The organism is Cohnella mopanensis (assembly GCF_022352055.1).
GTDB lineage: Bacteria > Bacillota > Bacilli > Paenibacillales > Paenibacillaceae > Cohnella > Cohnella mopanensis.
The window spans coordinates 515213-539962 of record NZ_JAKRWM010000001.1 but is presented as its reverse complement, the minus strand read 5'-3'; the positions used below and the strand labels follow the sequence as shown (position 1 = coordinate 539962).

At 50.7% G+C, this 24750-nt stretch carries 15 protein-coding genes; 2 read left to right on the top strand and 13 right to left on the bottom strand.

Annotated features, from left to right (window positions below; translation table 11 throughout):
• Positions 1-224: 224 nt before the first annotated feature.
• The 12 genes from parE to leuC all read right to left on the bottom strand — a co-directional run bounded on the left by parE (position 225) and on the right by leuC (position 20196).
• The gene (gene parE, locus L3D05_RS02485; protein ID WP_239614276.1) at positions 225-2198 is read right to left on the bottom strand and encodes a DNA topoisomerase IV subunit B; all 1974 of its coding nucleotides are present in this window, start codon (positions 2196-2198) and stop codon (positions 225-227) included.
• Positions 2199-2256: 58 nt separating this feature from the next.
• The gene (locus L3D05_RS02480; RefSeq protein ID WP_239614274.1) at positions 2257-3246 is read right to left on the bottom strand and encodes an ABC transporter permease; all 990 of its coding nucleotides are present in this window, start codon (positions 3244-3246) and stop codon (positions 2257-2259) included.
• On the bottom strand, positions 3239-4204 hold the full coding sequence (locus L3D05_RS02475) for an ABC transporter ATP-binding protein (protein WP_239614273.1): 966 nt from the start codon (positions 4202-4204) through the stop codon (positions 3239-3241). Before L3D05_RS02475 ends, L3D05_RS02480 begins: the two co-directional genes overlap by 8 nt.
• A gap of 23 nt (positions 4205-4227) precedes the next feature.
• Positions 4228-5043, bottom strand: a complete 816-nt coding sequence (locus L3D05_RS02470) for a GDSL-type esterase/lipase family protein (protein WP_239614271.1) — start codon at positions 5041-5043, stop codon at positions 4228-4230.
• Positions 5044-5247: 204 nt separating this feature from the next.
• Positions 5248-7047 carry an ABC transporter ATP-binding protein gene (locus L3D05_RS02465; RefSeq protein WP_239614270.1) on the bottom strand — a complete coding sequence of 600 codons (1800 nt, stop codon included), beginning with the start codon at positions 7045-7047 and terminating at the stop codon, positions 5248-5250.
• Positions 7044-8858 (bottom strand): ABC transporter ATP-binding protein, encoded by a 1815-nt coding sequence (locus tag L3D05_RS02460; protein WP_239614268.1) that lies wholly within the window; start codon positions 8856-8858, stop codon positions 7044-7046. Before L3D05_RS02460 ends, L3D05_RS02465 begins: the two co-directional genes overlap by 4 nt.
• 258 nt (positions 8859-9116) lie before the next feature.
• Entirely contained in the window at positions 9117-12839 is a 3723-nt protein-coding gene (locus L3D05_RS02455; RefSeq protein ID WP_239614267.1) for a dynamin family protein, read from the bottom strand.
• Positions 12836-13504 carry an endonuclease III gene (gene nth / locus L3D05_RS02450; RefSeq protein WP_239614741.1) on the bottom strand — a complete coding sequence of 223 codons (669 nt, stop codon included), beginning with the start codon at positions 13502-13504 and terminating at the stop codon, positions 12836-12838. The genes L3D05_RS02455 and nth overlap by 4 nt, the downstream gene beginning before the upstream one ends.
• Before the next feature lie 142 nt (positions 13505-13646).
• Positions 13647-16355: an S-layer homology domain-containing protein gene (locus L3D05_RS02445; protein ID WP_239614265.1), complete on the bottom strand. Its 2709-nt coding sequence runs from the start codon at positions 16353-16355 to the stop codon at positions 13647-13649.
• A gap of 61 nt (positions 16356-16416) precedes the next feature.
• Positions 16417-17904, bottom strand: coding sequence for an N-acetylmuramoyl-L-alanine amidase family protein (locus L3D05_RS02440; RefSeq protein ID WP_239614263.1), 1488 nt, complete (start codon positions 17902-17904; stop codon positions 16417-16419).
• A 204-nt stretch (positions 17905-18108) separates the two neighbouring features.
• Entirely contained in the window at positions 18109-18711 is a 603-nt protein-coding gene (gene leuD, locus L3D05_RS02435) for a 3-isopropylmalate dehydratase small subunit (protein WP_239614262.1), read from the bottom strand.
• A 63-nt stretch (positions 18712-18774) separates the two neighbouring features.
• Positions 18775-20196 (bottom strand): 3-isopropylmalate dehydratase large subunit, encoded by a 1422-nt coding sequence (gene leuC / locus L3D05_RS02430; RefSeq protein ID WP_239614260.1) that lies wholly within the window; start codon positions 20194-20196, stop codon positions 18775-18777.
• A 147-nt stretch (positions 20197-20343) separates the two neighbouring features.
• Here leuC and L3D05_RS02425 point away from each other — a divergent pair, with 147 nt between their 5' ends.
• Positions 20344-21246 (top strand): LysR family transcriptional regulator, encoded by a 903-nt coding sequence (locus tag L3D05_RS02425; protein ID WP_239614259.1) that lies wholly within the window; start codon positions 20344-20346, stop codon positions 21244-21246.
• A 1041-nt stretch (positions 21247-22287) separates the two neighbouring features.
• Here L3D05_RS02425 and L3D05_RS02420 read toward each other — a convergent pair.
• Positions 22288-23085 (bottom strand): carbon-nitrogen family hydrolase, encoded by a 798-nt coding sequence (locus L3D05_RS02420; protein WP_239614257.1) that lies wholly within the window; start codon positions 23083-23085, stop codon positions 22288-22290.
• 231 nt (positions 23086-23316) lie between these two features.
• Here L3D05_RS02420 and L3D05_RS02415 point away from each other — a divergent pair, with 231 nt between their 5' ends.
• Complete coding sequence (locus L3D05_RS02415; RefSeq protein ID WP_239614256.1) at positions 23317-24492, top strand: pyridoxal phosphate-dependent aminotransferase; 1176 nt, start codon at positions 23317-23319, stop codon at positions 24490-24492.
• The last annotated feature ends 258 nt before the right edge of the window (positions 24493-24750 follow it).

The window sequence follows — 24750 nt, the reverse complement described above, 5'->3', positions numbered from 1 at the left end:
CGCGGTATGAAGGAAAAGGATTGCCCCTGGAAAGTTTACGGCCGCCTTTAAAATCGAGTTGCTACCACTTAGTCCGATAAAGGCAAACTCGATGAGTTCTGGGGTCCCCGCAAAGTAATCGGAATTAGCTTCGTTAGCATCATCGTCACTTTGTGGGGTACAGTAGCGGTGGAAGGGGCAACCTTTTTCGTAATACCCGTTGATCCTATTCCATTCGATTAGATTTACTCCTCGTACTCCGTGAAATCCACGTTCTCGATAATCCAACGCTTGCGAGGGTCGACTTTGTCACCCATTAGCGTCGAGACTCGGCGCTCCGCTTTGGCGGCGTCTTCGATCTGAACCTGCAGGAAAGTGCGGGTTTCGTAATTCATCGTCGTTTCCCACAACTGATCCGGATTCATCTCTCCGAGACCTTTGTAACGCTGAAGCTCCGCGCCTTTGCCGATTTCTTTCAAGTAGTTGTTCAGTTGGTCATCGGTCCACGCATATCTTACCGTCTCAAGCTTTCCGGATTTTCTCGTAAGCTTGTACAACGGAGGCTGGGCGATGAACACCTTACCAGCATCGATTAACGGTTTCATATAACGGTAGAAGAAAGTCAGAAGCAACACTTGTATATGAGCGCCATCCGTATCCGCGTCCGTCATAATGATGATCTTGGAATAGTTGCATTCTTCCACATCGAATTCCGAGCCTATGCCTGCGCCAATAGCCGCGATAATTGCCTTGTACTCATCGTTCTTCAAGATGTCCACAAGCTTGGACTTCTCGGGATTCATCGGTTTGCCCTTCAGCGGCAAAATCGCTTGATATTTGGAATCCCTTCCTTGCTTGGCCGAACCGCCCGCGGAGTCTCCTTCTACGATGAACAGCTCGTTGCGCGAGCTATCCTTGGACTGCGCGGGAGACAGCTTGCCGCCCAGGCTCGCGCTCTCGCTCCGCTTCTTGCCGCTGCGAATCTCTTCGCGGGCTTTGCGAGCTGCTTCGCGGGCTTTGGATGCTTGAACCGATTTACGAATCAATAACTGGCCCACCTGAGGATTTTCCTCCAGGAAGACGGCCATCTTGTCGGTGACGATCGCGTCTACCGCGCCGCGCGCTGAAGCGCTGCCGAGTTGATCCTTCGTCTGACCGACGAATTCCACTTCCGACATTTTAATATTGATAACGGCCATTAAACCTTCGCGAAGATCATTTCCTTCGAGGTTTTTTTCTTTTTCCTTCAACTGACCCGTTTTGCGAGCGTACTCGTTCATCACCCGTGTATACGCCGTCTTGAAGCCCGTCTCGTGCGTTCCGCCTCCGCGAGTAGGAATCGAGTTAACGAAAGAAGCCAGCGTCTCGGTATACCCGTCGTTATACTGCAAGGCGATTTCGACTTCGATCTCGTCCTTCTCCGACGTGAAATGGATAACCTCATGCAGGACGGATTTCTCCTCGTTAAGAAATTCAACGAATTGGCGCGCCCCGCCTTCGTAATGGTACGTATCGGATTTACCGCTGCGCTCGTCTTTGATGTTGACCTTAAGGCCGGAGTTCAAGAACGCGATTTCCTGCAATCGTTCCGATAAAGTATCGTAGCTCATGCTGACGTGGCCATGGAATACTTTAGGATCGGGTTTGAAGGTAACCTTCGTACCGGTGCGGTTCGTGTTGCCGGTCACTTCGAGTCCGGTAACGGGTTCTCCGACGTGCTCTATTCCTCTGTCGTCGACCCACGTTTCGAATCTCATCTTATGTATTTTACCGTCTCGGTATATCTCAACTTCCAACCATTCGGACAAGGCGTTCGTTACGGAAGCTCCTACCCCGTGCAATCCCCCGGATTTCTTATATCCTCCGCCTCCGAATTTACCCCCTGCGTGCAGGATCGTATATACGACTTGCGGTGTGGGGATGCCGCTCTTGTGCATGCCCGTCGGAATTCCCCGTCCGTTATCGACAACCGTAACGGAATTGTCGGAATGAACGGTAACGTCGATGCGCGAGCAAAATCTAGCCAGATGCTCATCGACCGCGTTATCGACAATTTCCCACAGCAGATGATGCAAACCCGATGCCGTCGTGCTCCCGATGTACATGCCCGGTCTTTTGCGGACCGCGGTTAAGCCTTCCAGAATCTGAATATCATCCGCGTTATATTCGCTGCCCGCGGTAGCCGCGCTTTCAGTAAAAAGATCGATTTGTTCGGTCACGAATGGACCTCCTTGCTTCTCTCTTGCGCCTGCAAATGCAAACGCACTACCGTTTATTCTAATTCAAGATGTCTTGCTTCGTAAAGACAGTGAATGAAACGATGAGTGCGGCGACGGCCCAAATCCCTAATATTGCTAGCGAAAACCCTAGCGTCATGCCCTCAATCGGAGGTGGAGTGCCTCTTAAATAGGACGACAATTCCAGATTTACGTTGAACAAATACTTTGCGCTCTGCCAAGATGAAGCCATATTCGACAATATCGTCCCTGCGATAATCGTCGCCATCATCGTAACGAAGCTCGCCGCCGTGCTGCGAACGAGAACGGATACCATCAAAGCGATTATGGCTACGACCATGGCGGAAAACCAAATCAGTCCGGCCTGCATGAGTAAATATACGCCTTGCGTTACCGCATGAACCCCGCTCGTATCCACGTCCGCCCCTTGCACCTGGAATCCGACGAACACCGGCTCTCCCCAACCCTTATAGCCGAATACAAGGCCGGAGATCAGATAACAGAGCAATACGGTCGTGAACATAATAAGCGATACGTACAACGTCAGAGCTGCCAGCTTGGCGAACAAGATTCTCCATCTTCGAACCGGCCTCGTGAGCAGCATCTTGATCGTCCCGCTCGACCGTTCCGAGGAAACGAGATCCGACGCGATGGCGAGAACCATCAAAGGTACAAACAAACTAACCGCATTGTCCATGAATCGACGGGTGAAAGTGACGGCATTCGGCGATTCCGGATTAATATCGTGATCGAGATAATATTGCAATTGCTGCACAAGCGCTTTGCGCCACTGTTTCCATTCTTCCGGAATTCTATCGCTGCTTAAGGCATTGGTATTATCCGTAATTCGGCTTTGCAGCTCCGATCGCCAATCCGCGTGAAATTTATCGGCGCTGTTCTGGGCGATTTTCAAATTCGCATAGACGAAGATCGGAATTAGAATGAGCAGGATCAGCACAACGACCGCAAACCGTTTCTTCTTCCATACTTTTAGCGTCTCGTTCTGGATTAAAGCTAGCAAATTAGCCAATTTTCTCTCCCTCCGTCAGCTTCAAGAATAGTTCCTCCAAGGAAGGCGCGACGCGTTGGACGGAATGAATGGCAATTCCCGCCGATACGAACCGGCTAACCCATTCACTGATTTTGTCCTCGTCCATGATCGTTATTATCGGATGATGAAGGCCAGACAATATCGATTCGTCTATTCGATGCTCGTTATCGGGAATCAGTTGAACGTCCTGTTGACCCGATAACATCCGCTTCACCTCGGTCGTATCCCCTACTTGCCATATCGTATAGGTGCCTGCCTGCGACACCAACTCCTCGACTTCCCCGACGGCGATCACTTCCCCATGGGCTATAATCGCAACCCGATCGCACATGAGCTGAATTTCGCTCAGCAAGTGACTCGAGATAAAGAGGCTCATACCACTCTCCGCCAGCTTGCGGATAAATTCCCGCAGCTCCTTGATTCCCTTCGGATCCAAGCCGTTCGTCGGTTCATCTAGAATGAGCAGCTTCGGCCTGCCTAGCAACGCTTGGGCAATGCCCAACCGCTGTCTCATGCCTAGGGAATACGTTTTGACTTTATCGTGAATTCTCTGATCAAGCCCGACGATCTCGACGACTTCCGTAATTCTGTCTATCGTAATTCCCGCTTGCATGCGTGCAAAATGCTCAAGGTTTTCCCACCCGGTCATGTAACCGTACATTTCCGGATTTTCGACGATACAACCAATGTGGGAAAGCGCCTTTTCCGGGTGCGTACCGACATTGTCCCCGCAAATGACGATTTTGCCCGCCGAAGGTTTGATTAAATCGACCAGCATCCGTATCGTCGTCGTTTTGCCTGATCCGTTCGGACCCAAAAATCCGAAAATCTCCCCCGCATAAACGTCGAACGAAACCTGGTGTATAATCGGTTTTCGTCCGATCGTTTTCTTTAGTCCCTGAACGGACAATATGATTTCTTTGGTTCTTGCCTCCATCGCTTAGCCACTCTCCCTTCGATTTACTGCAAAGCCTGCACGATTCTGTCCGATATTCGGGTGTAGCCTTGAGCGTTAGGATGAAAGTGATCCGACGACAAATACTTCTTCAAGCTGAATTCGAACAAATCATAGGTCGGAACGACGGTTGCGTTGCCATCCGCTTTCGCCAAAGAGAACGCATAATCATTCCATTCCGCTACGTGCTGGCTTATTGAAATCATTTCCGGAAGATCATAGAACGCATTATATAACCCGACGTAAATAATACGCGCGGTTGGATTAAGCTCCCGAAGCTTGTCAAATACGGCTTTTAGCCGAGGCTCCGCCTCTGGTAATCGCTTCGACAAAAGCTCCGGGGACAGATCTCCGCCTTCCGCCAAAGAGCCCCCGTTCTGGGCGATTTGGAACAAATCGTTGCCGCCGATCGTCATGAGAATAATGTCCGCTTTCCCGATTGCGTTCTTATAGCCAACCTCGTCCAATCGGTTCACGAGCTGATCCGCCCTTTGGCCGTTAATCGCCATATTGTTCACTAAGTAGACCGGCTTGTCCAATTGTTTCGATAATTGATCGATAACTCTCGTGACATAACCTTCTCCCGTCGAGTCCCCCGTTCCTTTCGTTAGGGAATCACCAAGCGCTGCGACGTACAGCTCCTTTTTGGCGCTCCAATCTCCGCCCGTCGCTACTTCCGGCTTAGTGGACGCCTGAGGCAATTCCAGCCCCTTATTAGGGAACCAAGTATCCTTCAGAGCCCAGCCGAACCCCGTAATCATCACCAATAAGCAAACGAACGTAGACCAACTTAATAACCGCCACAACCACGAAGATTTCATCAGGTCCCCTCCGATCCTCAGACTTTCGCCTCTCCATGCTCGTATTACTCGGTTTTTCCGACTAACCCTCGCTACTGCTCCAACCAATTTACACCAATCGTTTTTTCTACTGATTTCCACGATAACGGTTCTGTCGTCATTTTTCAAATCTCCTACTATAAAAAAAGAAGTTGCTCGAAAGGAACTTCCGAGCAACTTCTATGATTAAGCGGATAAGTACCTGTACTGCGCGTCGACCAAATTCCGATAATGGCCGGGACGTTTCATTAATTCGTCGTGGCTTCCTTGGTCTACGATCTCGCCATGATCCAATACGACGATAAGATCGGAATGCCGAATCGTGGACAGTCGGTGAGCTACGATGAAGGAAGTGCGTCCTTGTAACAGCGTTGACAGCGCCTCTTGAATTCTCAGTTCCGTTTCGGTATCGATGCTGGCCGTCGCTTCATCCAACACGAGAATTCTCGGATTCGCTAGGAGCGCCCTCGCGAAGCTTAGCAATTGACGCTGACCAACGGAAAGCGCATTGCCGCGCTCTTCTACTTCCGTATCGTACCCGTTAGGCAAATCAACGATAAATTCGTGAGCGCGGACGGAACGCGCCGCCGCTTCTACTTCCGCATCCGTTGCATCTGGACGGCCGTATCGAATATTATCTCTAATCGAACCAGAGAAAATAAACGTGTCCTGCAGCACGATGCCGATCTGGGAGCGCAAGCTCTCGATTGTGGCGTCTTTCACGTCAATGCCATCAAGCAGCACGCGTCCTTCTACCGTATCGTAGAACCGGCACAGCAAGTTCACGATCGTGCTTTTGCCCGAACCGGTATGTCCGACGAGCGCGACCGACAAACCGGCTTTCACTTCCAGGTCGACTCCGCGAAGCGCCGGGCGATCCGACTCGTACCCGAACGTAACGCCTTCTAGTTTAACGTCTCCGTTTAGATTAGATAACTTCACCGCGCCATCTTTCTCCGGCACGGCCGGTTTTTCATCCATGAACTCGAAAATCCGTTCTGCCGAAGACATCGAGATTAACAGCTGGGAGTACATATTGCCTAGTCTCGTAATCGGTTCCCAGAAGCTGCCCACATATGTAATGAAAGCAACTAGGACACCTACGGTCATCGCTCCCGATTGGATTAAATACGTTCCGTATAGCAGCAAGATCAATGTACCCACTGCGGAAGTGATTTCGATAACCGGTCCGAACAGCTGATTCAGCGCCGAAGCCGTATTCCACGAACGGATGTTGCTTTTGTTCATGCCGTCGAAGAAAGCGATGTTTTCCTTCTCCTGAGCATAGGCTTGCGTGACGCGAATTCCCTGAATGCTCTCATTAAGATGGGAATTGATCCTGGACTGCTTAATACGGACAATTTGCCAAGCCATCCGGATTTTTTTGCGCAACGCCGACGAAATGATGAACATTAATGGAACGGTAATCATGATGGCAAGACCTAGCTTCGGTTCCATGACCAGAAGAATAATCGTGATTCCGATCAATTGAACGATATCGATGGCGGAGTTAACGACGCCGTTAGTGAACATGTCCTGTAACGAATTCACGTCGTTCGTGACTCTCACGAGTACGGACCCGGCAGGTCGCTTATCGAAGAAACGGAACGACAACGATTGGATATGGCGGAACAACGCCGCTCTCAAGTCGAAAATAACCTTCTGGCCGATTTCATTCGTTTTCTGGATCGTGTACTTTTGGGCCCACCAGCGCATTCCATACATGATTAGCATTGCTGCGACAAGGCTAACCAACAAGCTTGTGCTGCTATTCCCGTCCTTCGGATGGATCGCTTTATCGATGGCCATGCTCATGAGGAACGGAATCGCTAGACGGGATAACATCCCGAACACCGTCATGACGAACACGACTCGTGTTACCGCGGACTTATAGGGCGTTACGAATCCGACTAATCTTCCGACTTGTTTCCAGTTAAAAGGTTTTTCGATCAATTCATCGTCTTGATAGACGAATTTGCGGCTCATCCCGTCACCCGCCTTTCGGCTGATTTAACGAGTGTAATCTCGGAGGCATGCGATGATTGATCCAATTCATCTGGCCGATCCGCATATTGGATCCTGTACGTTTCCCGATATAAGCCCGGTTGACGGATTAACCGCTCATGAGTGCCGCGTTGGATCGTATGACCGCGATCCAGAACGACGATCTCATCCGCTCGGCGAAGCGTCGATATCCGATGCGCGATCATGAATACGGTGCGACCGACCATAACTTGACGGATAGCGGTTTGGATTTCATTCTCCGTTTCCATATCCAATGCGCTTGTCGCGTCGTCGAGGATAAGAATTTTCGGTTTGCCCAGCAATGCCCTAGCAATCGCGATCCGCTGCTTCTGGCCTCCGGATAGCCCCATTCCCCTCTCGCCGACGATCGTGTCGTATCCAAGAGGAAGCTCACGGATAAATCCGTCCGCCTGCGCTAACCGCGCGGCTTCTTCGATCTCCTCTTGAGTCGCATCGGGAAACCCGTAACTGATATTCTCTTTGATCGTCGTCGAGAAGAGGAACGACTCTTGGAAGACGATCGAGATTTGGCTGCGCAAGCTCGCCAGCTCAATGTGCCGAACATCGACGCCATCCAATGTAACCGAACCTTCGCCTACGTCATACGCTCTAAGCAGCAATCCGACCGCGGTCGACTTACCCGACCCCGTACCTCCCAGCAAGCCGATAACCGCCCCTGCCGGAGCGTCGAGATTAAACCCAAGCAACGCGGACGGCAGTTCGTCCCGATTCGTATAACGGAAGCTTACGTCCTCGAATCGAATATGGCCTTGCACGGCATTCGTATCCAGCTCTAAGCTGTTTTTCGTATTTTTCACGGAAATCGGTTGGTTCAGCAGCTCTAACAGCCGCTCTCCTGAAGCTTTCGACTGCGTGTAGTTGTTAATCTGAAACCCGAGCGTCCAGAGCGGCGCGACAATAAGGCCAAGCATCCCTGAAAGCGCGACCAAATCTCCCAAAGACAATGAACCGTCGATAACCCGCCATCCTCCGACAAGAAGCAAAGCCGCAACGCTTAAGTTGGCGATAAATTCGATTACCGGAAAATATTTCGCCCACACGACCGCTAACTGTAAATGATTGTCGCGATAGTCTACGTTTTCTTTCACGAATTTGTTGATTTCGAATGGCTCGCGCGCGAAAGATTTCACGGTTCTAACCCCGGTGATGTTCTCTTGAACACGAACCGTCAGTCGGCCTACGGCTGAACGAATAGAACGGAATACCGGATGGATATTCTGTTCGAACCGAATGGCTACGTAAGCGAGTACTGGAATCATCGCGAACGTCATCACCGTTAGTTTCCAATCGATGAAGAACATCATCATAAAGCCGAAAATGAGCAGAAACCCCGTGTTCAGCAATTGCGCGAAACCGAAACCTATAAAGTTCCGCATGCCCTCGATATCGGCGGTCAAGCGCGACATCAGATCCCCTGTCCTAGCTTTGTCATAAAAGGAGAACGATAACTGCTGCAGCTTCTCGTAACATCCATTGCGAAGCCGATAAGCAAGCCTGTTCCCGAGCCGCCCTCCGCTGAAGCCGTGTACGTACTGAAATCCGGCTTTCACGATAATAATGCCCACCGCTACGAGCGACAATTGAAGAACTCCCTCATACTTGCCGGGTACGATCATGTCGTCGATCAGCGTTTTGAGCAGCAGAGGATACACCAATCCGAGTGCGGTTGCGATTGCAAGCCCAACTACGGACCCCCATAGAAAACCTTTATCTTGCCAGTAATACGATTTCAATGCCCTAAAGATATCCAATAATGGTCCTCCTCTCGCTGCTTTCTACGGCAGTGTAGCTTAATCGCAATCCCCCGGCAAACGCGCTATGCGGTCCTATTCGGCATTACTTTGGAGAATAGTGGGAAGAGCGCAATGATTCCATCGGAATTCTCCGAAATCTTCGTTATTCATACCGTATATCCCCCATTTGATAAGGTTACGGGAGGAAATGTAAGGCAAACAAAGAAAAGGCCCCCTTCTATCCGGTTTAAGATAGAAGAGAGCCGATAACGCTGGTTAATGCCTGATTTTCCGCCACTGTTCTTGCAAATCCGCCAAGATCCGTTCCTCGCCGGGTTCCCGAAGCGATTGGCTCATGCTCAGCGCGAACGCAGCCAACTGCTCCGACCAGTGAAGCGATGTGACCCGTACCGCCTCCTGTAACGCCTTCTCAGCATTACTATTCCAACTCAACCGCAGAGCATCAAGCTCTATATCCATCTCTTTGAAGAGGTCTTCGTTAAGTTGTTCCCTAAGAGATACGGATCCTTCCTTCTCGAAGAAATGCTTAGGAGAACGGAAAGCGTTCCATAGCTGTTTCGTTTCGAAATACGGTCCGTTCGCGAATACAACCGGCATAGGAAGCTCCAATTGGCTTCGTTCCGAAGACTCTGGCGAGAATCCTTCCCGTTCCATATCCGCTAAGCCTGATAACGCGCCTAGCGCTTTCTCCGCGAGCGCATGAATCGTCCCTTCCAAGCGCAGTCCCGCTGCTCTAAGCTCTTGCAGCAGATCCTCGCTTAACGAACGTTTGAGATCATCTCCGCAGGCTAGGAGCAGCTTCTTCAAATCTCGGCCGTCGTCTTGTAGCACGGAGGGGTGAAAAGCCGACTGAAAATGCTCCTTGAACCTGAATTTAAGCCTTTGGCGCAAATGGTATATTTGTTCGCCGATTTCCTGATGCAAAGGCTGAACCGTCGCTGCCGGAACGTTCTCCGCGCCTTCGTTTTGCCAGCGCTGCGCTTGTTCCCGAAGACGCACCGCCTTCGATTCTCTAGTAGCCGCATCTTCGTTAGCGGATTGCAGCCAGCTGTCCAGCAGCTTATCGACGCGATCTAATTCCTTGTTGGCAGATGCGAGTGCCAGACCGCCAAGCTCTTCCTCGGAGAAAGACCGGAAAGAATGCTCGAAAGCTTGAACGCCTGAAACTTTCAACGATTCCGCGTCATGGGATTGCTTTGCCCGCAAACCTTGCAAACTGGACACCGCAAACAGCCTTGGCTTACGTATGCCGTGCTTGAGCAGTTGCTTCCCTACATGCTCGCGTACCGCATCTAATTCGGCTTCGGAGGAAGCGAGATCAGCGGCGTTAATGATAAAGAACATTTTATCGAGCTCGAATACGTCCTTCACGCTTCCAAGCTGGTTCAGGAACTCCCGATCCGCTTCCGTAAACGCATGGTTGTAATAGGTCACGAACAATACCGCATCCGCGTTCTTGATATATTGGAACGCAACACCGGTATGGCGGGCATTAATGGAATCCGCTCCGGGCGTATCCACGAGCACGGCGCCGCTTCGGGTAATCGGAGAGTCGACGAACAGGTCGATCTCCGCAACGAAGCAAGATGCCTGCTCTTCCGCAGCGAATTTTCGGTACTCCGCTTCTAGCACGGCAAGCTTCTGTCCGAGCAGTTGGCCATATTCACTCCAGCCCTTAGCTGCCGCGGTCAGGAACGCCAAATGAGGCCTCCCGCGCGGATGCAGCTCACTAGCGGAGATTGGATCCTTGAGCGATAGCAGCTTCGGAACGTCCGTCCCTGCCGCAGCCAATTTATCTTTCCCGACCCCAATTCGCCCGAGAGAATGGCGAATATCTTCCACGAAGCCGTCCAGCGATTTCATCGTGACGAGCGCGGTACCGTCCGCATGCTCGGCAGTCGGTGCAACGATCCGGTTAATCGTTGCCGTCGTCGGATTCGGGGATACCGGCAGAGCGGACTTACCTACGAGTGCGTTGGCGAAAGACGATTTGCCCGCGCTGAACGCTCCGAACAATGCGATCGTGAAGTTTCTATTCTTGAACCGCTCCGCTTTAGCCTGCAAGCTATCGGCAATGCTGCGTAATGCAGGCACCTTCGTCAGTAACGCCGCCGAACGCTCGAGCATATCTGCAGCGCCTTTAGGAGTTCCGAGTGTACCCGCATGCTCCTCCGGCTCCGTAGCCGCCTTGCCAAGCTCGTTAACGGTCGTCGTACTGCTATGTGATGGTTGTTCGGTTATCGGTTGTTGCAAGGCAGTGTTAGCGACGCTGCTGATCTTATCCGCGGATACCGCATCCGGGGAAGGCAATTCCAGATCTGCATAGCCGGCAGCCGGCAGCAATGCAACCAAGCTTTGCTCCTCTGCCTTTTCTTCCTGCTCAAGCAACGTCATTTTATTAGCAATTGCATCCTTTGCGGACAAATCGTCAAGTTGCTTGCGAAGATCATCTATTTCTCCGTTGATATCCGCTTGAAATCTAAGCTGTAGATCATCAATCCACAGCAACGCCGATTTGCGATATTCCGATTTGAGCTCCGTGCTGATTTCGGCGGAATAGTGCAAAGTCGCTTGGCCTTCCGCGCCTGCGCCCGGCTTCACGAGATCCCGCAGCCAGCCTGAACTAATCGGCTTGAAGCAAGCCGCGATCGAGGACTCGAGCTCTTCGCCTTGCAAACCGGATTGTTCGGCTTCCTTCCGCAAGATGTCGATCAGATGCCCGGTTACGTGTGCCGATACTTGACGGTTAAAGTCGTCCGCAAGCCGCTCTAATCGGGCTGATCTTTCAGCCTCTGTCTTCGCCGCGCCGGCGAGCCAGCCCGCTTTGAAGCCCTGTTGCATCGCGACAAGCACTTCTCGCGCTTTCTCGCGGGTTTCGGCCGGCGTTAGATTGGCATTGTTCAGCAGCTTCTCCAATTCCGTTCTAACGCGATGCCTGCGTCTCTCGCCTGTAGACTCGAGCTCGGTGATACTCTGATCAAGAGAGCTTCTTAAAGCGGACCGCTGTTCCTCTTCTCCATTGTCGCCAAGTTCACGCTGTAACGATTCTCTAAGGCTCTGGTTATGGGAATGCAGCGTCTCTCGGTATTGCTCCGCAAGATGATGCGCGGATCGATCGGCGCTTCTCAGCATGAGCGGTGTCGCCAAAGGTTGAAGGTCTCTAACCAATTGCAGTAATTGCTCCCACTGGGAGAGGGGATGATCCGGTTCTCTTAAGGACAAGAACAACGTAGCCGCGGGTTGAATATCCCAATTGCTCAGAGCTTGCCCTAGACTATCCCGGAACTCCATAAACGAAATCTGATCTTCGCGATGTTTATCGATCTGATTCACGATCAAGTACGTCGGTTTGCCCCATCTCGCCATACTGCGCAAAAAGCGGAAATTAACCTCGGATTGGACATGGTTGTAATCGGTAACGTAGAAAACGACGTCCGCCAAGTGCAGCGCTGATTCCGTAGCCGCTCGATGCGCTCCGTCCGTCGAATCGACGCCCGGCGTATCCACGATCGCCATCCGTTCACCGAGTAACGGGATGGGGTAAGAAACGTGGATCGACGTAACGCCTTCGCCATCCACGGCGAAATCATGCAGACGATCGACAGGGATTGTCCGCGACGGAAAGGCCGTACCGTTGGAATCGCGGAAAACCGTCTCCGCATAAGGCTCGCCGTTCACGACCGTGACGACGTTCGCGCTGGTTGGAATCGGCGATGCCGGAAGTAACGAAGCTCCGCAAAGCGTGTTGACCAATGTTGATTTCCCCGCGGAAAAATGGCCGCAGAAAGCGACCGTCATTCGACCGAGCTTTAGTTTCTCGGAAAGCTCATTGAACTTCTCGGCTTGTACGGGGTCATTGTTGACGGATACCCGTTCAGACATCTTTGTAAGGGAATTTCGAAATAAAGCAATTTCGGATGATTGCTGATCATTAAATGATGCTGTCGGTACTGGAGCACTGATGCCGTTATGACTCACGAGGTTACGCTCCTTTTTTTCAAAGCCGCCTTCATACGGGACTTCCCTTCTTTGCAATGCTCTAAGATCGGACATAGATCGCATTTCGGATTTTGGGCCTTACAGTGATACCTACCAAAGAAAATTAACCTATGGTGCGTTATCGTCCACTCTTCGCGCGGAACCTTGCGCATGAGCTTCTTCTCGACTTCAAGCACGGAGTCATCCAGCTTTGCGATGTCTAGCCGTTTCGAAACGCGTTCAACATGCGTATCCACCGCGATGGCGGGCACATCGAATGCGTTGGACATCACGACGTTAGCCGTCTTCCGGCCAACGCCAGGCAGCTCGGTTAGTTCCTCGTGCGTACGGGGAATCTCTCCGTTGTGCTTATCGATAACGAGCCTGCATAACTTCTGGATATTTGCCGCTTTATTTCGGAAAAGTCCGATTCTGCGAATGTCGTTCTCCAACTCTTCCAGCGGTACTTCCAAGTAGTCTTGCGGAGTTCGATATTTATCAAATAAAGAAGCCGTCACCTTATTGACGGTTTCATCCGTGCATTGGGCGGATAGCAGGACGGCGATCGTCAGCTCGAACGGATTGCGGTGGTTCAGCTCGCAATGCGCATCCGGGAACATCTCGGCGATCGTATTCAGCACTTGCCTTATCGTTACGGCGTTCATAGGCACTCCTTCGGGAATATGAAATTCATAACAAGTGTACCGGAAGTTCGGTTTGTCGGCAATATGCACGCCGTCCATAAAAAGCACCCTAGCCTTGTAGACTAGGGTACCGAGATGAAGCCATTATACGGTTCTGTCTTACTTACTTGGAAATCTCGATTACATTCCCTCTAAGAATGTACAGCGAAACTGCATCATCTCTCTTCAGGTCGGACAAAGTCAATGTCTTGGAACCTTGATGAATGTAAGCTTTCGGATCTACCGAGTATTTATTCGTCTCACCGAACGTGTCTATAAAGATATAGACGAATTTCTGATTGCTATCCGTAAGTTGGATCGTTTTACGCAGCGCCGGAATGATCTGAATGACCGGACGGTCATTCTCGTCTAAGCGTATTTCCACACGATCTTCTGGCTGAACCGAAGCTAATGAATTCAGAGTAGCGTTGTCCTTCTTAATGATCGGAGCAGTCGTGAACGATTTGGTGATCGTCGCACCGCTATTGATCACGATGTCCAGCGAAGATGCCGAAGAATTAACGCTGGATACTCTTCCGTATGTCGTGGCCGTAGCTTTTATTTTTTGCGGCGATTTCCCTTTGAAAGTGACGTTCAGTATGTTCGCGTTCGATTGGTTGAGCGCGCTAAGGCTGATGGAAGTCCCATTCTCGTCTTGGAGCGTGATCAACGTAGACAAATTCATGTTCCATTCCTCGATGACGCCGTCCGCGCGTTTTGCACGCAATTTGTTAGTCGCGACATCAGCCGATACGAGATCAAATTGTACGGATTTCTGCACGAGAACCGAGACGATCTGCTCTTGCGTCAAATAATCCATAACCGCGGTAATCTTGTCTCCCGCATGGACATCCAAGAAAGACGGGTTGTTTTGTCCGTAAATTTCCACAGTAGGATAGAAATTAGAATAAGGAAGAGTAACCGTATTCGCATTATCCAGGGAAATTTTTAGCGTTCTCGCTGTCGTATTATTTTCCACTACCGTTCCAACGTATTGCGAAACGATGGATACATAAGCCGCATTCGAACCCGTATACCCGACATTAATCTTTTTCCCTTTGGTAATGTACTGGGCTGCTTCTTTTTGCGTGATTTTCACGCCGTTCAGGTCAAAGCGCGTAGACTCGTTGATGAGCAGTGGTTTCCTAACGTTATCCGTGCTGGTTACGACTAAGAGATCTTCTGTAATCCCATTGGAAGTAACGGTAGCTCCGTTCAAGAAACTAACCGATCTGCCCGTAACAGAAATAACGGAAACTTTGCCGCTATCGTTCATTGTCATCGATATGGTGTCCCCCTTAAAGAGGTCATCCAAGGTTACGTTGGGCAATCCTTCGATTTGAACTGTGACGTTATCCGCCAAATATTCCGCTGCGAGCTTATTGTTCACAGTGTACTGAATCGTTTTCCCCACTTTATCAATTAAGCTAACAACGCCCGTAATCGGAGGCTGTACTTTTTTCGTGACGACCATGCTCGTTACCGTGCCGTTCTTGACCTCGTACGTGATCGCGTCTCCGACTACGAGTTGATCAAGCGTCAAGTTGGCATCGCTATGCTTAAGCGTCGCAGTCGACGCTACGGGATAAGTATCCGTCTTGCCTGCTGCATCCTTCACTTGCAGCGAGAGACCAGCCGCATTCCATGCCGCTACGGTACCTGCACCCGTTTTGTTCGTAACGGACTGGTTCACGGTTAAGGACAGAATTTTTCCGTCTACGTTCGCTGGCGACTCTACCGTAAATTTAACCGGAACGTTAAGCGGCAACTGACTGATGGTCAATACCTGTCCGTTAACGTCTTTAATCGTCGGCGGGTTTTTGGCGTCATAATTAAACGGCTTATAGTCGTTATTGATCAAGAAAGTCAGTTTACTTTCAGACTCCGTCACGAGAGTTAACGTACCCTCATAATCTTTCACGTTTGCCGATTCGCTCGTTTGTTCCACATATCCGACGGAACCATCGCTATTACTAATCAAAATGACGTTAGTATATAGCTTCAGAGTCGTAATCGCGCTTGACGTTTCGGATTTGTAGCCGTAGATCGACGCTGTCGGAGACAACTTATATTCTTTAACGACTCCGTCCGGATGGCGTAACGTGATTTTATCGGACGAGACGGCCGTCAGCGTACCGACGACCTGCCCGGAATAAGCGACGGAAATTTTATCCTCTGCGCGGCTAAACAAGGTAGATGCCATTTCGCGGGATACTTGTTGGGTAGGTTCAAACTTCCCGTTGATACCCGATACGAGTCCGGTGGAAACCGCAACGTTAACGTAACCTTTCAACCCGGCGTCGATCTTAGCGTCATCGCCGAAAGATGTGTTTTGCGCCTTCGCCAGTTCGGCTTCAGCGTCCTTGCCGATCGCTCTCACGAGTAAGCGCGTCATCCATTCCCGCGTTGCCGGACTATTTCCCCACTCTTTGCCCTTCTCTTTCTCCGCCAATTCCGTTTCTTCGCCGATAAGCAGAATTTTTTTCTTCAATGCTAGTTTTATGTATGGCTTATAGTCTTCCTTAATGACGAGTACGCTAGGGAATACAAGCGCTTCGGTTTTGTTGACTTCTTGTTCGACTCCCATGAATCTCAGTGCGATAATAACCGCCTCTTGACGAGACAATGATTTGGTCGGATTAAACTTTCCATCGGATCCGCCCTTAAGTAATCCTTGCAAAGCCAATTTCGCGATATGCTTCTCGGCCCAGCCCGGTTTAACATCCGAGAAGGGAGAAGCTGCCGACGCTGAAGCCGGGATCAAGGAAACTCCCGAACATACTAGCGATGCAGCCAACAAACCGGTAATGCTCTTAGAAACTTTTTTCTTCATCGTCAAAATAGTCCCCTCTCCCTAGATACACATATACCGGCCCCCGTAGGGGCCGGATGATTTAAGATAATTTCAACTGAAGCTTAATGCCTGTAGCAATGGCTTGAGCAACGCGGTCTTGAAGCTCGTTCGTCCACAATTTCGGCTCGTCGATCTTACTGGATAGATATCCGACTTCCAGCAAAATCGCCGGCATCGTCGTCTTCCTAGTAACGCTTAAGCTTTTATTCCGAACGCCGTTGTCTTTAAGCCCGGTTGACGGAGCGAACACGGAGTGCATGAGATTCGCAAACTCCTTGCTCTCCTCGCGGGTATAATACGTTTCGGTACCATTCGTAGCAGCGGTATAACTATTGGCATGCACCGATACGAACAGATCTGCTTGTACGGCATTCGCGAGTTCCGACCTGGAATCAAGCGTCGGGAACGAATCGTCGGAACGCGTCAAGACTAGCTTGATTCTCTCGTCTCTTGCAAGTATATCTCTGACTTTGAGAATGACGGATAGATTAAAGTCTTTCTCGGGCCGTTTGGTCAAGCTAATAGCTCCCGGATCCGAGCCGCCATGCCCCGCATCTAATACTACCGTGTAGACCGACTTGTCCGTTACCGGTTTCTTAAGCAGGATTCTTAGCTCGCTAGCATATGCATCGTTAACTAGCTCGTAATCCCAATTCTGAGCAAGGTCTAACACGATTCGTGGCGATTTGGCCGATCCGAACAAAGAGTATCGAACCTTCTGCAGAGCTTCGTGTCCCGCTACTTCAAACACGCCTTGGCTCACCGTGGTGAGATCGACGGCTGGCACAAAAACGTCTGAATATTGAGCATTCGGGATATCAACGACTATCCGCTTAGGGTTGTCCAACTTAAAAGCGTTCGGCGAGATCATGCCATCGTACTTCAGCACGACCACGTCGGTCTCGTAGCGAACCTCTAGCAGATTGCCGGTGATGACCGGCGGAACCGTCGTCGTTGGCGGAATTTCCGTTCCTCCACCATCCGTAACGCCTTCCGAGGAATTCCCCTCTTCCGGGTCTACAATGCCAATTAATCCACCATCCGGCGGATCGGTAGGTTTGGGTTGTTCGGTGTTTCCGTTACCCGCATTTCCCGATGAAAAAAGAAAAGCCGATTTAATTTGATTATCCCAGAAAACTTGGACGCCTAAAGAGTCGCCTAGAAATCTAAGAGGAATAAGTATGTTTTGGGATACTAACAGGGGCGCCCTTACCATTTCCGTCGGTTTGTTATCGAGGTAAGCCGTTTTCTGATCCAATGTCATGACCAATTGCTTGGAACCGCTCGATACCGTAACCTGCTTCTTCTTATTGTCGTAATCCACCTTGTACCCCAGATTGGAGGTTGCGATCCTTACGGGAATCATAACCGTCTGACCTACAACTACCGGGGGAACTGGGGGCTCTAAAGCTTTGCCGTCCAGAATCAGCTTTGGAATCAGCGCTTCTGTTTTAGCGGCGCTTACGATGCCAGCACTTAGGAACAGCATGCCAATGACGACGAACAACAAGACTAACCACTTCTTCATGCTTCACCTCGATGTAAAAAAAGATTTGCGAACGTTGCCGAGTTATGTACGTATTAGTGGCTTGTCCACGAATCATTAGACGCATCGGAGGAATAAAAGTTGCGAAATAGAGGAAAAAAAGACCCATTGTCCCGAAATTTGCCGAATCGGAGACAAAAGGCCTTTCCATCTGCCGAATACGGCAATTTATTACAGGTTATTGGATTACGCGTTAGCGGCTGCAGCGCGTTTCGTTTCATATGCCGTAATCGCTGATTCATGCTGAAGCGTCAGACCGATATCGTCCAATCCTTGCAGCAAAAATTGGCGGCGATGCTCGTCAAGATCGAACGCGATGTTAAGGCCATCGTTATCCGTAATGACTTTGTTCTCCAGATCCACGTTAAGCGTGTAGCCCTCTTTCGCTTCCGTACGCTTGAACAGATCGTCCACTTGCTCTTCGCTCAGCTTGATCGGCAGAATGCCGTTCTTAAAGCAGTTGTTGTAGAAAATGTCCGCGAACGACGGAGCGATGATACAACGGAAACCGTAGTCCATAATCGCCCAAGGAGCATGCTCACGGGAAGATCCGCAACCGAAGTTAGCGCGGGAAATCAAGACGGAAGCGCCTTGATAACGAGGCTTGTTGAGATTGAACTCGGGAATGACATTGCCTTGTTCGTCCCATCTCCACTCGAAGAACAGGAACTGGCCGAAACCGCTTCTTTCGATTCTTTTCAAAAATTGTTTAGGAATGATAGCATCCGTATCTACGTTAACCCGGTCGACAGGGGCGACTAGTCCGTTTAATTTAACAAAAGCTTCCATGTTGTAGTTCCTCCTCAAAATGCTACCGCTAGTCCGCAACGTTAGTTGCGCTCGGTAGGCATGTTACGCCTTCACTTCGGATTTGAAATCCCATGTGCGAACATCTACGAAACGGCCTTGAACCGCAGCTGCCGCTGCCATTTCCGGCGAAACGAGATGCGTGCGCCCACCACGGCCTTGACGGCCTTCGAAGTTACGGTTGGACGTCGATGCGCAACGTTGGCCTGGCTTAAGAACGTCCGGGTTCATCGCCAAGCACATGCTACAGCCCGCTTCGCGCCATTCGAAACCTGCTTCGGTGAACACTTTGTCCAAGCCTTCTTTTTCCGCTTGGATTTTAACGCGACCGGAACCAGGAACGACGATTGCCGTTACGTTCGAGCTGACTTTGTGTCCGCGCGCTACGGAAGCCGCCGCTCTCAAGTCCTCGATGCGTCCGTTCGTGCAAGAGCCGATAAAGACGTAGTCGATCTCGATATCCGTCATCGGAGTGCCCGGTTTCAGATCCATGTATTCCAGAGCGCTTGCAGCTGCTTTGCGCTCGTTCTCCGTAGGAAGATTCTCAGGTACCGGAACAGTGGAAGTAATGCCCGTTCCCATGCCAGGGCTCGTGCCCCAAGTCACTTGAGGAATCAGGGAATCGACGTCGAAGTCGATTACGGAGTCGAATTCCGCGCCTTCGTCCGTAACAAGAGCTTTCCATTGTTCAACGGCTGCGTCGAATGCCGCGCCTTGAGGAGCGTATTCGCGACCGCGCAAGTATTCGAAAGTCGTTTCGTCCGGAGCGATCAAGCCTGCGCGAGCGCCGGCTTCGATGGACATGTTACAGACCGTCATCCGCTCTTCCATCGTGAGGGTACGAATCGCTTCACCCGTGTATTCCATAACATAACCCGTTCCGAAATCCGTGCCGTACTTCGCGATCAGACCGAGAATCATGTCTTTCGCGGTAATGCCCGGCTTGCGTTTGCCGTTAAAGCGAATGATCATCGTTTTCGCTTTGGATTGTTGCAAACATTGCGTTGCGAGAACGTGTTCGACTTCGCTCGTTCCGATACCGAACGCCAAAGCGCCGAAAGCGCCGTGAGTGGAAGTATGGCTGTCGCCGCAAACGATCGTTTTGCCTGGATGAGTCAAGCCCAGCTCAGGTCCCATAACGTGAACGACGCCTTGATCGATCGTGTTCAGGTCGTACAGTTTAACTCCGAACTCTTGGCAGTTGGTCGTCAAAGTATCTACCTGCTGCTTGGAGATCGGGTCGGAGATGTTGAAGCGGTCTTTCGTAGGAACGTTGTGATCCATTGTCGCGAATGTCAGCTCAGGACGTCTTACTTTGCGTCCGGACAACCGCAAGCCTTCGAATGCTTGTGGAGAAGTTACTTCGTGAACCAAGTGAAGGTCGATGTAAAGGATGCTAGGCTTTCCTTGTTCAGCGACGATGACGTGGTTGTTCCAAATTTTCTCGAACATTGTTTGTTTACTCATGTCTCTGTTCACCCCAATAGGACTTCTTAATATGAGCTTATCTTAACATTTCTTCTTTCATTGTTCCAAGATATAATATCTATAAGGTTAATAGTTCCAGACTATGAAGTCTGACAAGATACCGTTATATGAAAAGAGGTTATGGTGATGGAATTTCGCCAATTGCTGTATACGATACAGATCGCAACGGAAAGAAACTTCTCGCGCGCTGCCGAAAAGCTGCATATTGCCCAGCCGTCCTTAAGCCAACAATTGTCCAAGCTGGAAAAAGAATTAGGCGTACTCTTGTTCAAAAGAAGCACGAACTCAGTCGAGTTGACTTATGCGGGCTCCGTGTTCGTGGAAAAAGCTCAACAAATCGTGGACATGGCCGATCAGCTCCGCAGGGAAATGGAAGATATCGCCGAGATGCGCAAAGGGCGGTTAGTCGTCGGCAGCCTGCCTATGACCGGCTCTCACATTTTGCCGCACGTCCTCCCTGTCTTTCGCGAAGCTTATCCGAATATCGAAATCGTTCTGATCGAAGAGTCGACGAAACGGCTGGAGCAATTGACCGCGAACGGCGGAACCGACGTAAGTTTATTGTCCCTTCCGCTCGTCGAGCCGTCGCTCGCTTATCTCCCGATTCTTGAAGAAGGGATCTGCCTCGCCGTCCCTCCCGATCATCCGCTCGCCGAACCGGAATATAAGGATGCTGTTATTCCGGTAACGATGCTGCGCGATGAACCGTTCGTCCTCTTGAAGAAGGGCCAGGGCTTCCGGGCCATAGCCCATGATCTGTGCCAATCCGCAGGGTTCGATCCGCGCGTCGTATTCGAAAGCGGCAATATCGAAACCGTGCAATCGCTTGTCGCCGCTGGGATGGGAATTGCGTTCCTGCCCAAGATGGTCACACGCAATGACTGGCAAGGCCGTGCTCCCGTTTATTTGAAGCTGGAAGGAAAACCAACCCGTACGCTAGTGATCGCCTATCGCAAAGGCAGGTACTTGTCCAATGCCGCCGAAGCGTTCATATCGACTTTTCGCGATACTTTGAAAAGTATTCAGTGAGTGGATGGAACTGTGGAGTTTAAACGATAAATTAGAGTATCACCCACAGTGCGCCATATGTCGGCACTATTCGTGATCAGCGAGCTTATTTCGGCGGATTAGTACCGTGTGGCGGCTCTATTCGTGGACCGGAGGTTGGTTTATGCGAATTAGAGCCGCGTGGCGGCTCTATTCGTGGTCCGGAGGTTAGTTTTTGCGAATTAGAACCGCGTGGCAGCACTATTCGTGGTCTGGAGGTTAGTTTTTGCGAATTAGAGCCGTGTGGCGGCACTATTCGTGGTCCGAAGGTTAGTTTTTGCGAATTAGAACCGCGTGGCGGCACTATTCGTGGTCCGAAGGTTAGTTTTTGCGAATTAGAACCGCGTGGCGGCACTATTCGTGGTTCGAAGGTTAGTTTTTGCGAATTAGGGCCGCGTGACGGCACTATTCGTGGTCCGGAAGCTAGTTTAGGCGGATTAGAGCCGTGTGGCGGCACTATTCGTGGTTCGAAGGTTAGTTTTTGCGAATTAGGGCCGCGTGCCGGCACTATTCGTGGTCCGGAAGCTAGTTTAGGCGGATTAGAGCCGTGTGGCGGCACTATTCGTGGTTCGTAGGTTAGTTTTTGCGAATTAGGGCCGCGTGCCGGCACTATTCGTGGTCCGGAAGCTAGTTTAGGCGGATTAGAGCCGAGTGGCGGCACTATTCGTGGTACGAAGGTTAGGTTTTGCGAATTAGGGCCGCGTGACGGCACTATTCGTGGTCCGGAAGTTAGTTTAGGCGGATTAGAGCCGTGTGGCGGCACTATTCGTGGTCCGGAGGTTAGTTTATGAGAATTAGAACCGCGTGGCGGCAATATTTTTGGTCCGGAGGTTAGTTTATGCGAATTAGAACCGCGTGGCGGCACTATTCGTGCAGAGGGCTAGTTTATTCGGAATAGTGACCCAGCTCTCTCCTGCATCCAAACAAAATAGCGGTGCTCGGCACCGCTATTCGTCAACACTTATAGTTGCTCATATATCGTTCTCGTACGATTACTCACGTACAGATGAATCCACTACCGAATTACTCATACAACGAAGGTCTGCGGTCAGCGAATACGGGAATACGGCCACGGACTTCGTCAACTAGCGCAAGATTGATATCCGCCGTCAGAATCGTTTCTTCTTCCGCTGCTTCGGCGATCACTTCTCCCCACGGATCGATAACCATGGAGTGTCCGAAGAAGTTACTCCCTCCGCTCTCTCCCACCGTGTTGCAGGAAATGACGTACATTTGATTTTCGATAGCCCTAGCTTGCAACAGCGTTCTCCAATGATGCAACCGAGGATGAGGCCATTCCGCGGGGACGAACAAAATTTTGGCGCCGCCTAGCGCCAGCTTGCGGGCTAACTCAGGGAATCGGATGTCATAACAGATCATCGCCGCTGCCGGAGTCCCTTCCAGTTCGAAGTTGCCTAACGCGTCGCCCGCTTCGAGATGCAAGTGTTCGTTCATCAGTTGGAACAGATGGATTTTGCTGTATTCCGCGATTATCGATCCATCCCGGTCAAAAATATGAATCGTATTCGTTACCGCTTCTCCCCGTAATTGAGCGATCGAACCGGCCAGCACATTCACTCGGTGTTCGCGGCAAAAATTCGAGACCGCTTCTTTCGTTCGGGAACCGTCTGGGTCGGCTAAAGACATGATTTCGGTTAATGCATACCCGGTGTTCCACATTTCAGGGAACATAATCAGATCAGGTTTAGGAGATAGCGCCGCTGCTTCCTCCAGCTTGGATTTCATTTTCGCAAAGTTGGCATCCGGATTTCCGGCTTCGATATTCATTTGTACGATAGCTAATCTCAATGGGGCTGTCATGTTCTACCACTCCAATGTTCCAGTTTTACTTATCGCTTAAATTGTTTCTCTATTGTTATCCATCGTACTGCATAGCGATTATTCAGGCAATGATAGAACATATCTTTAACAATTCCTATCCCTTAACCCCGAATTTTCGCAAAATGACCCTTACCTCCGTTGCCGAGCGAGTTTCATTATGCTACATTCATCCTATCCTACTATTTGCATGACGGAGCGTGACGATTTAGCATGACCTTTAACATTTCGCCAGCTAAGCGGCTTCAGACTTTACCCGAGCAATTTTTCGCTTCATTGGTTGCCAAAGCCAATGCGCGAGCGGCTACGGGACGCGACGTAATTAACCTCGGACAAGGGAATCCGGATCTTCCGACGCCACCCGCGATCGTAGAGCGGATGAAAAGCGCTGCCGAAAACCCTAAATATCATAAGTATCCACCTTTCCGCGGATTCCCCTTCCTTAAGGAAGCCGTTGCCCAGCGATACAAAGAAGATTACGGCGTAGAATTAAACCCGGAAACGGAGGTAGCCGTCCTCTTCGGCGGAAAGTCCGGCCTAATCGAGATTAGCCAATGCTTGCTGAATCCCGGAGACGTCTGTCTGGTTCCGGATCCCGGGTATCCCGACTACTGGTCTGGCGTCGCGCTCGCAGGTGCCGAAATGGCGTTCATGCCGCTTAAGGAAGAGAATGCTTATTTACCCGATTACGAGGCCCTCACCGCCGATGAACTCGAACGGGCCAAGCTGATGTTCCTCAATTATCCCAATAACCCGACCTCGGCAGTCGCGACTCCCGAGTTTTACGAAGAAACCGTCTCTTTCGCCAAGAAAAATAAAGTCGTCGTCGCCAGCGACTTCGCATACGGCACGATCGGCTTTGACGGCCAACGTCCGATTAGCTTTCTGGAGACGCCCGGCGCCAAAGAAGTCGGAGTTGAATTTTATACGTTATCTAAAAGCTATAACATGGCCGGATGGAGAGTCGGATTCGCGCTTGGGAACCCCGAGATCATCGAACTGATCAACCTCATCCAAGACCATATGTATTGCAGCTTATTCGGCGGGATTCAAGAAGCTGCCGCTGAAGCTTTAACCGGTTCGCAGCAATCCGTCCGCGACCTTGTGGCAACCTATGAAAGCCGCCGCAACGCCCTCTACGGCGCGCTTGAAGAAATCGGTTGGAAAGCTGCGAAACCCGCAGGTTCTTTCTTCTGCTGGCTTCCCGTACCCGAAGGGTATACCTCGATGACATTCGCCGATCTGCTGCTCGATCAAGCGGATGTCGTCGTCGCGCCAGGCTCCGGTTTCGGTACGAATGGAGAAGGTTATGTTCGGTTAGGCTTGCTAACGACCGAAGATAGATTGCGCGAAGTCGCCGCGAGAATTGGTAAATTAGGACTTTTCTAGACGGGCTGGAATGCCCCTCCATTCCTTTACAAGCCTTATGGCGCATGGTATTCTTAAATTAACTTTGGCACCGAGCATTAGAGGTCGCCAACATATGAACGCATTGAAGGGAAACGAAACGGATACGGACACTTCCAGAGAGTAAATTTCCAGGCTGAGAAAATTTACCTTGTCCCCCGCTTCCCCCATCCCCGAGCGGACGGTGATGAGCCGTACAGTTCCTGCTGTTATCAGGGTCTTGAGAGGACGGATGCCTCT

Excerpts from the sequence above, each read along its gene's own strand:
- L3D05_RS02470 (WP_239614271.1), bottom strand. The coding sequence starts at position 5,043 with ATGAAATCTTCGTGGTTGTGGCGGTTATTAAGTTGGTCTACGTTCGTT.
- leuC (WP_239614260.1), bottom strand. The coding sequence starts at position 20,196 with ATGAGTAAACAAACAATGTTCGAGAAAATTTGGAACAACCACGTCATC.
- L3D05_RS02425 (WP_239614259.1), top strand. The coding sequence starts at position 20,344 with ATGGAATTTCGCCAATTGCTGTATACGATACAGATCGCAACGGAAAGA.
- L3D05_RS02420 (WP_239614257.1), bottom strand. The coding sequence starts at position 23,085 with ATGACAGCCCCATTGAGATTAGCTATCGTACAAATGAATATCGAAGCC.
- L3D05_RS02465 (WP_239614270.1), bottom strand. The coding sequence starts at position 7,047 with ATGAGCCGCAAATTCGTCTATCAAGACGATGAATTGATCGAAAAACCT.
- leuD (WP_239614262.1), bottom strand. The coding sequence starts at position 18,711 with ATGGAAGCTTTTGTTAAATTAAACGGACTAGTCGCCCCTGTCGACCGG.
- L3D05_RS02440 (WP_239614263.1), bottom strand. The coding sequence starts at position 17,904 with ATGAAGAAGTGGTTAGTCTTGTTGTTCGTCGTCATTGGCATGCTGTTC.
- L3D05_RS02475 (WP_239614273.1), bottom strand. The coding sequence starts at position 4,204 with ATGGAGGCAAGAACCAAAGAAATCATATTGTCCGTTCAGGGACTAAAG.
- L3D05_RS02415 (WP_239614256.1), top strand. The coding sequence starts at position 23,317 with ATGACCTTTAACATTTCGCCAGCTAAGCGGCTTCAGACTTTACCCGAG.
- L3D05_RS02445 (WP_239614265.1), bottom strand. The coding sequence starts at position 16,355 with ATGAAGAAAAAAGTTTCTAAGAGCATTACCGGTTTGTTGGCTGCATCG.
- nth (WP_239614741.1), bottom strand. The coding sequence starts at position 13,504 with ATGAACGCCGTAACGATAAGGCAAGTGCTGAATACGATCGCCGAGATG.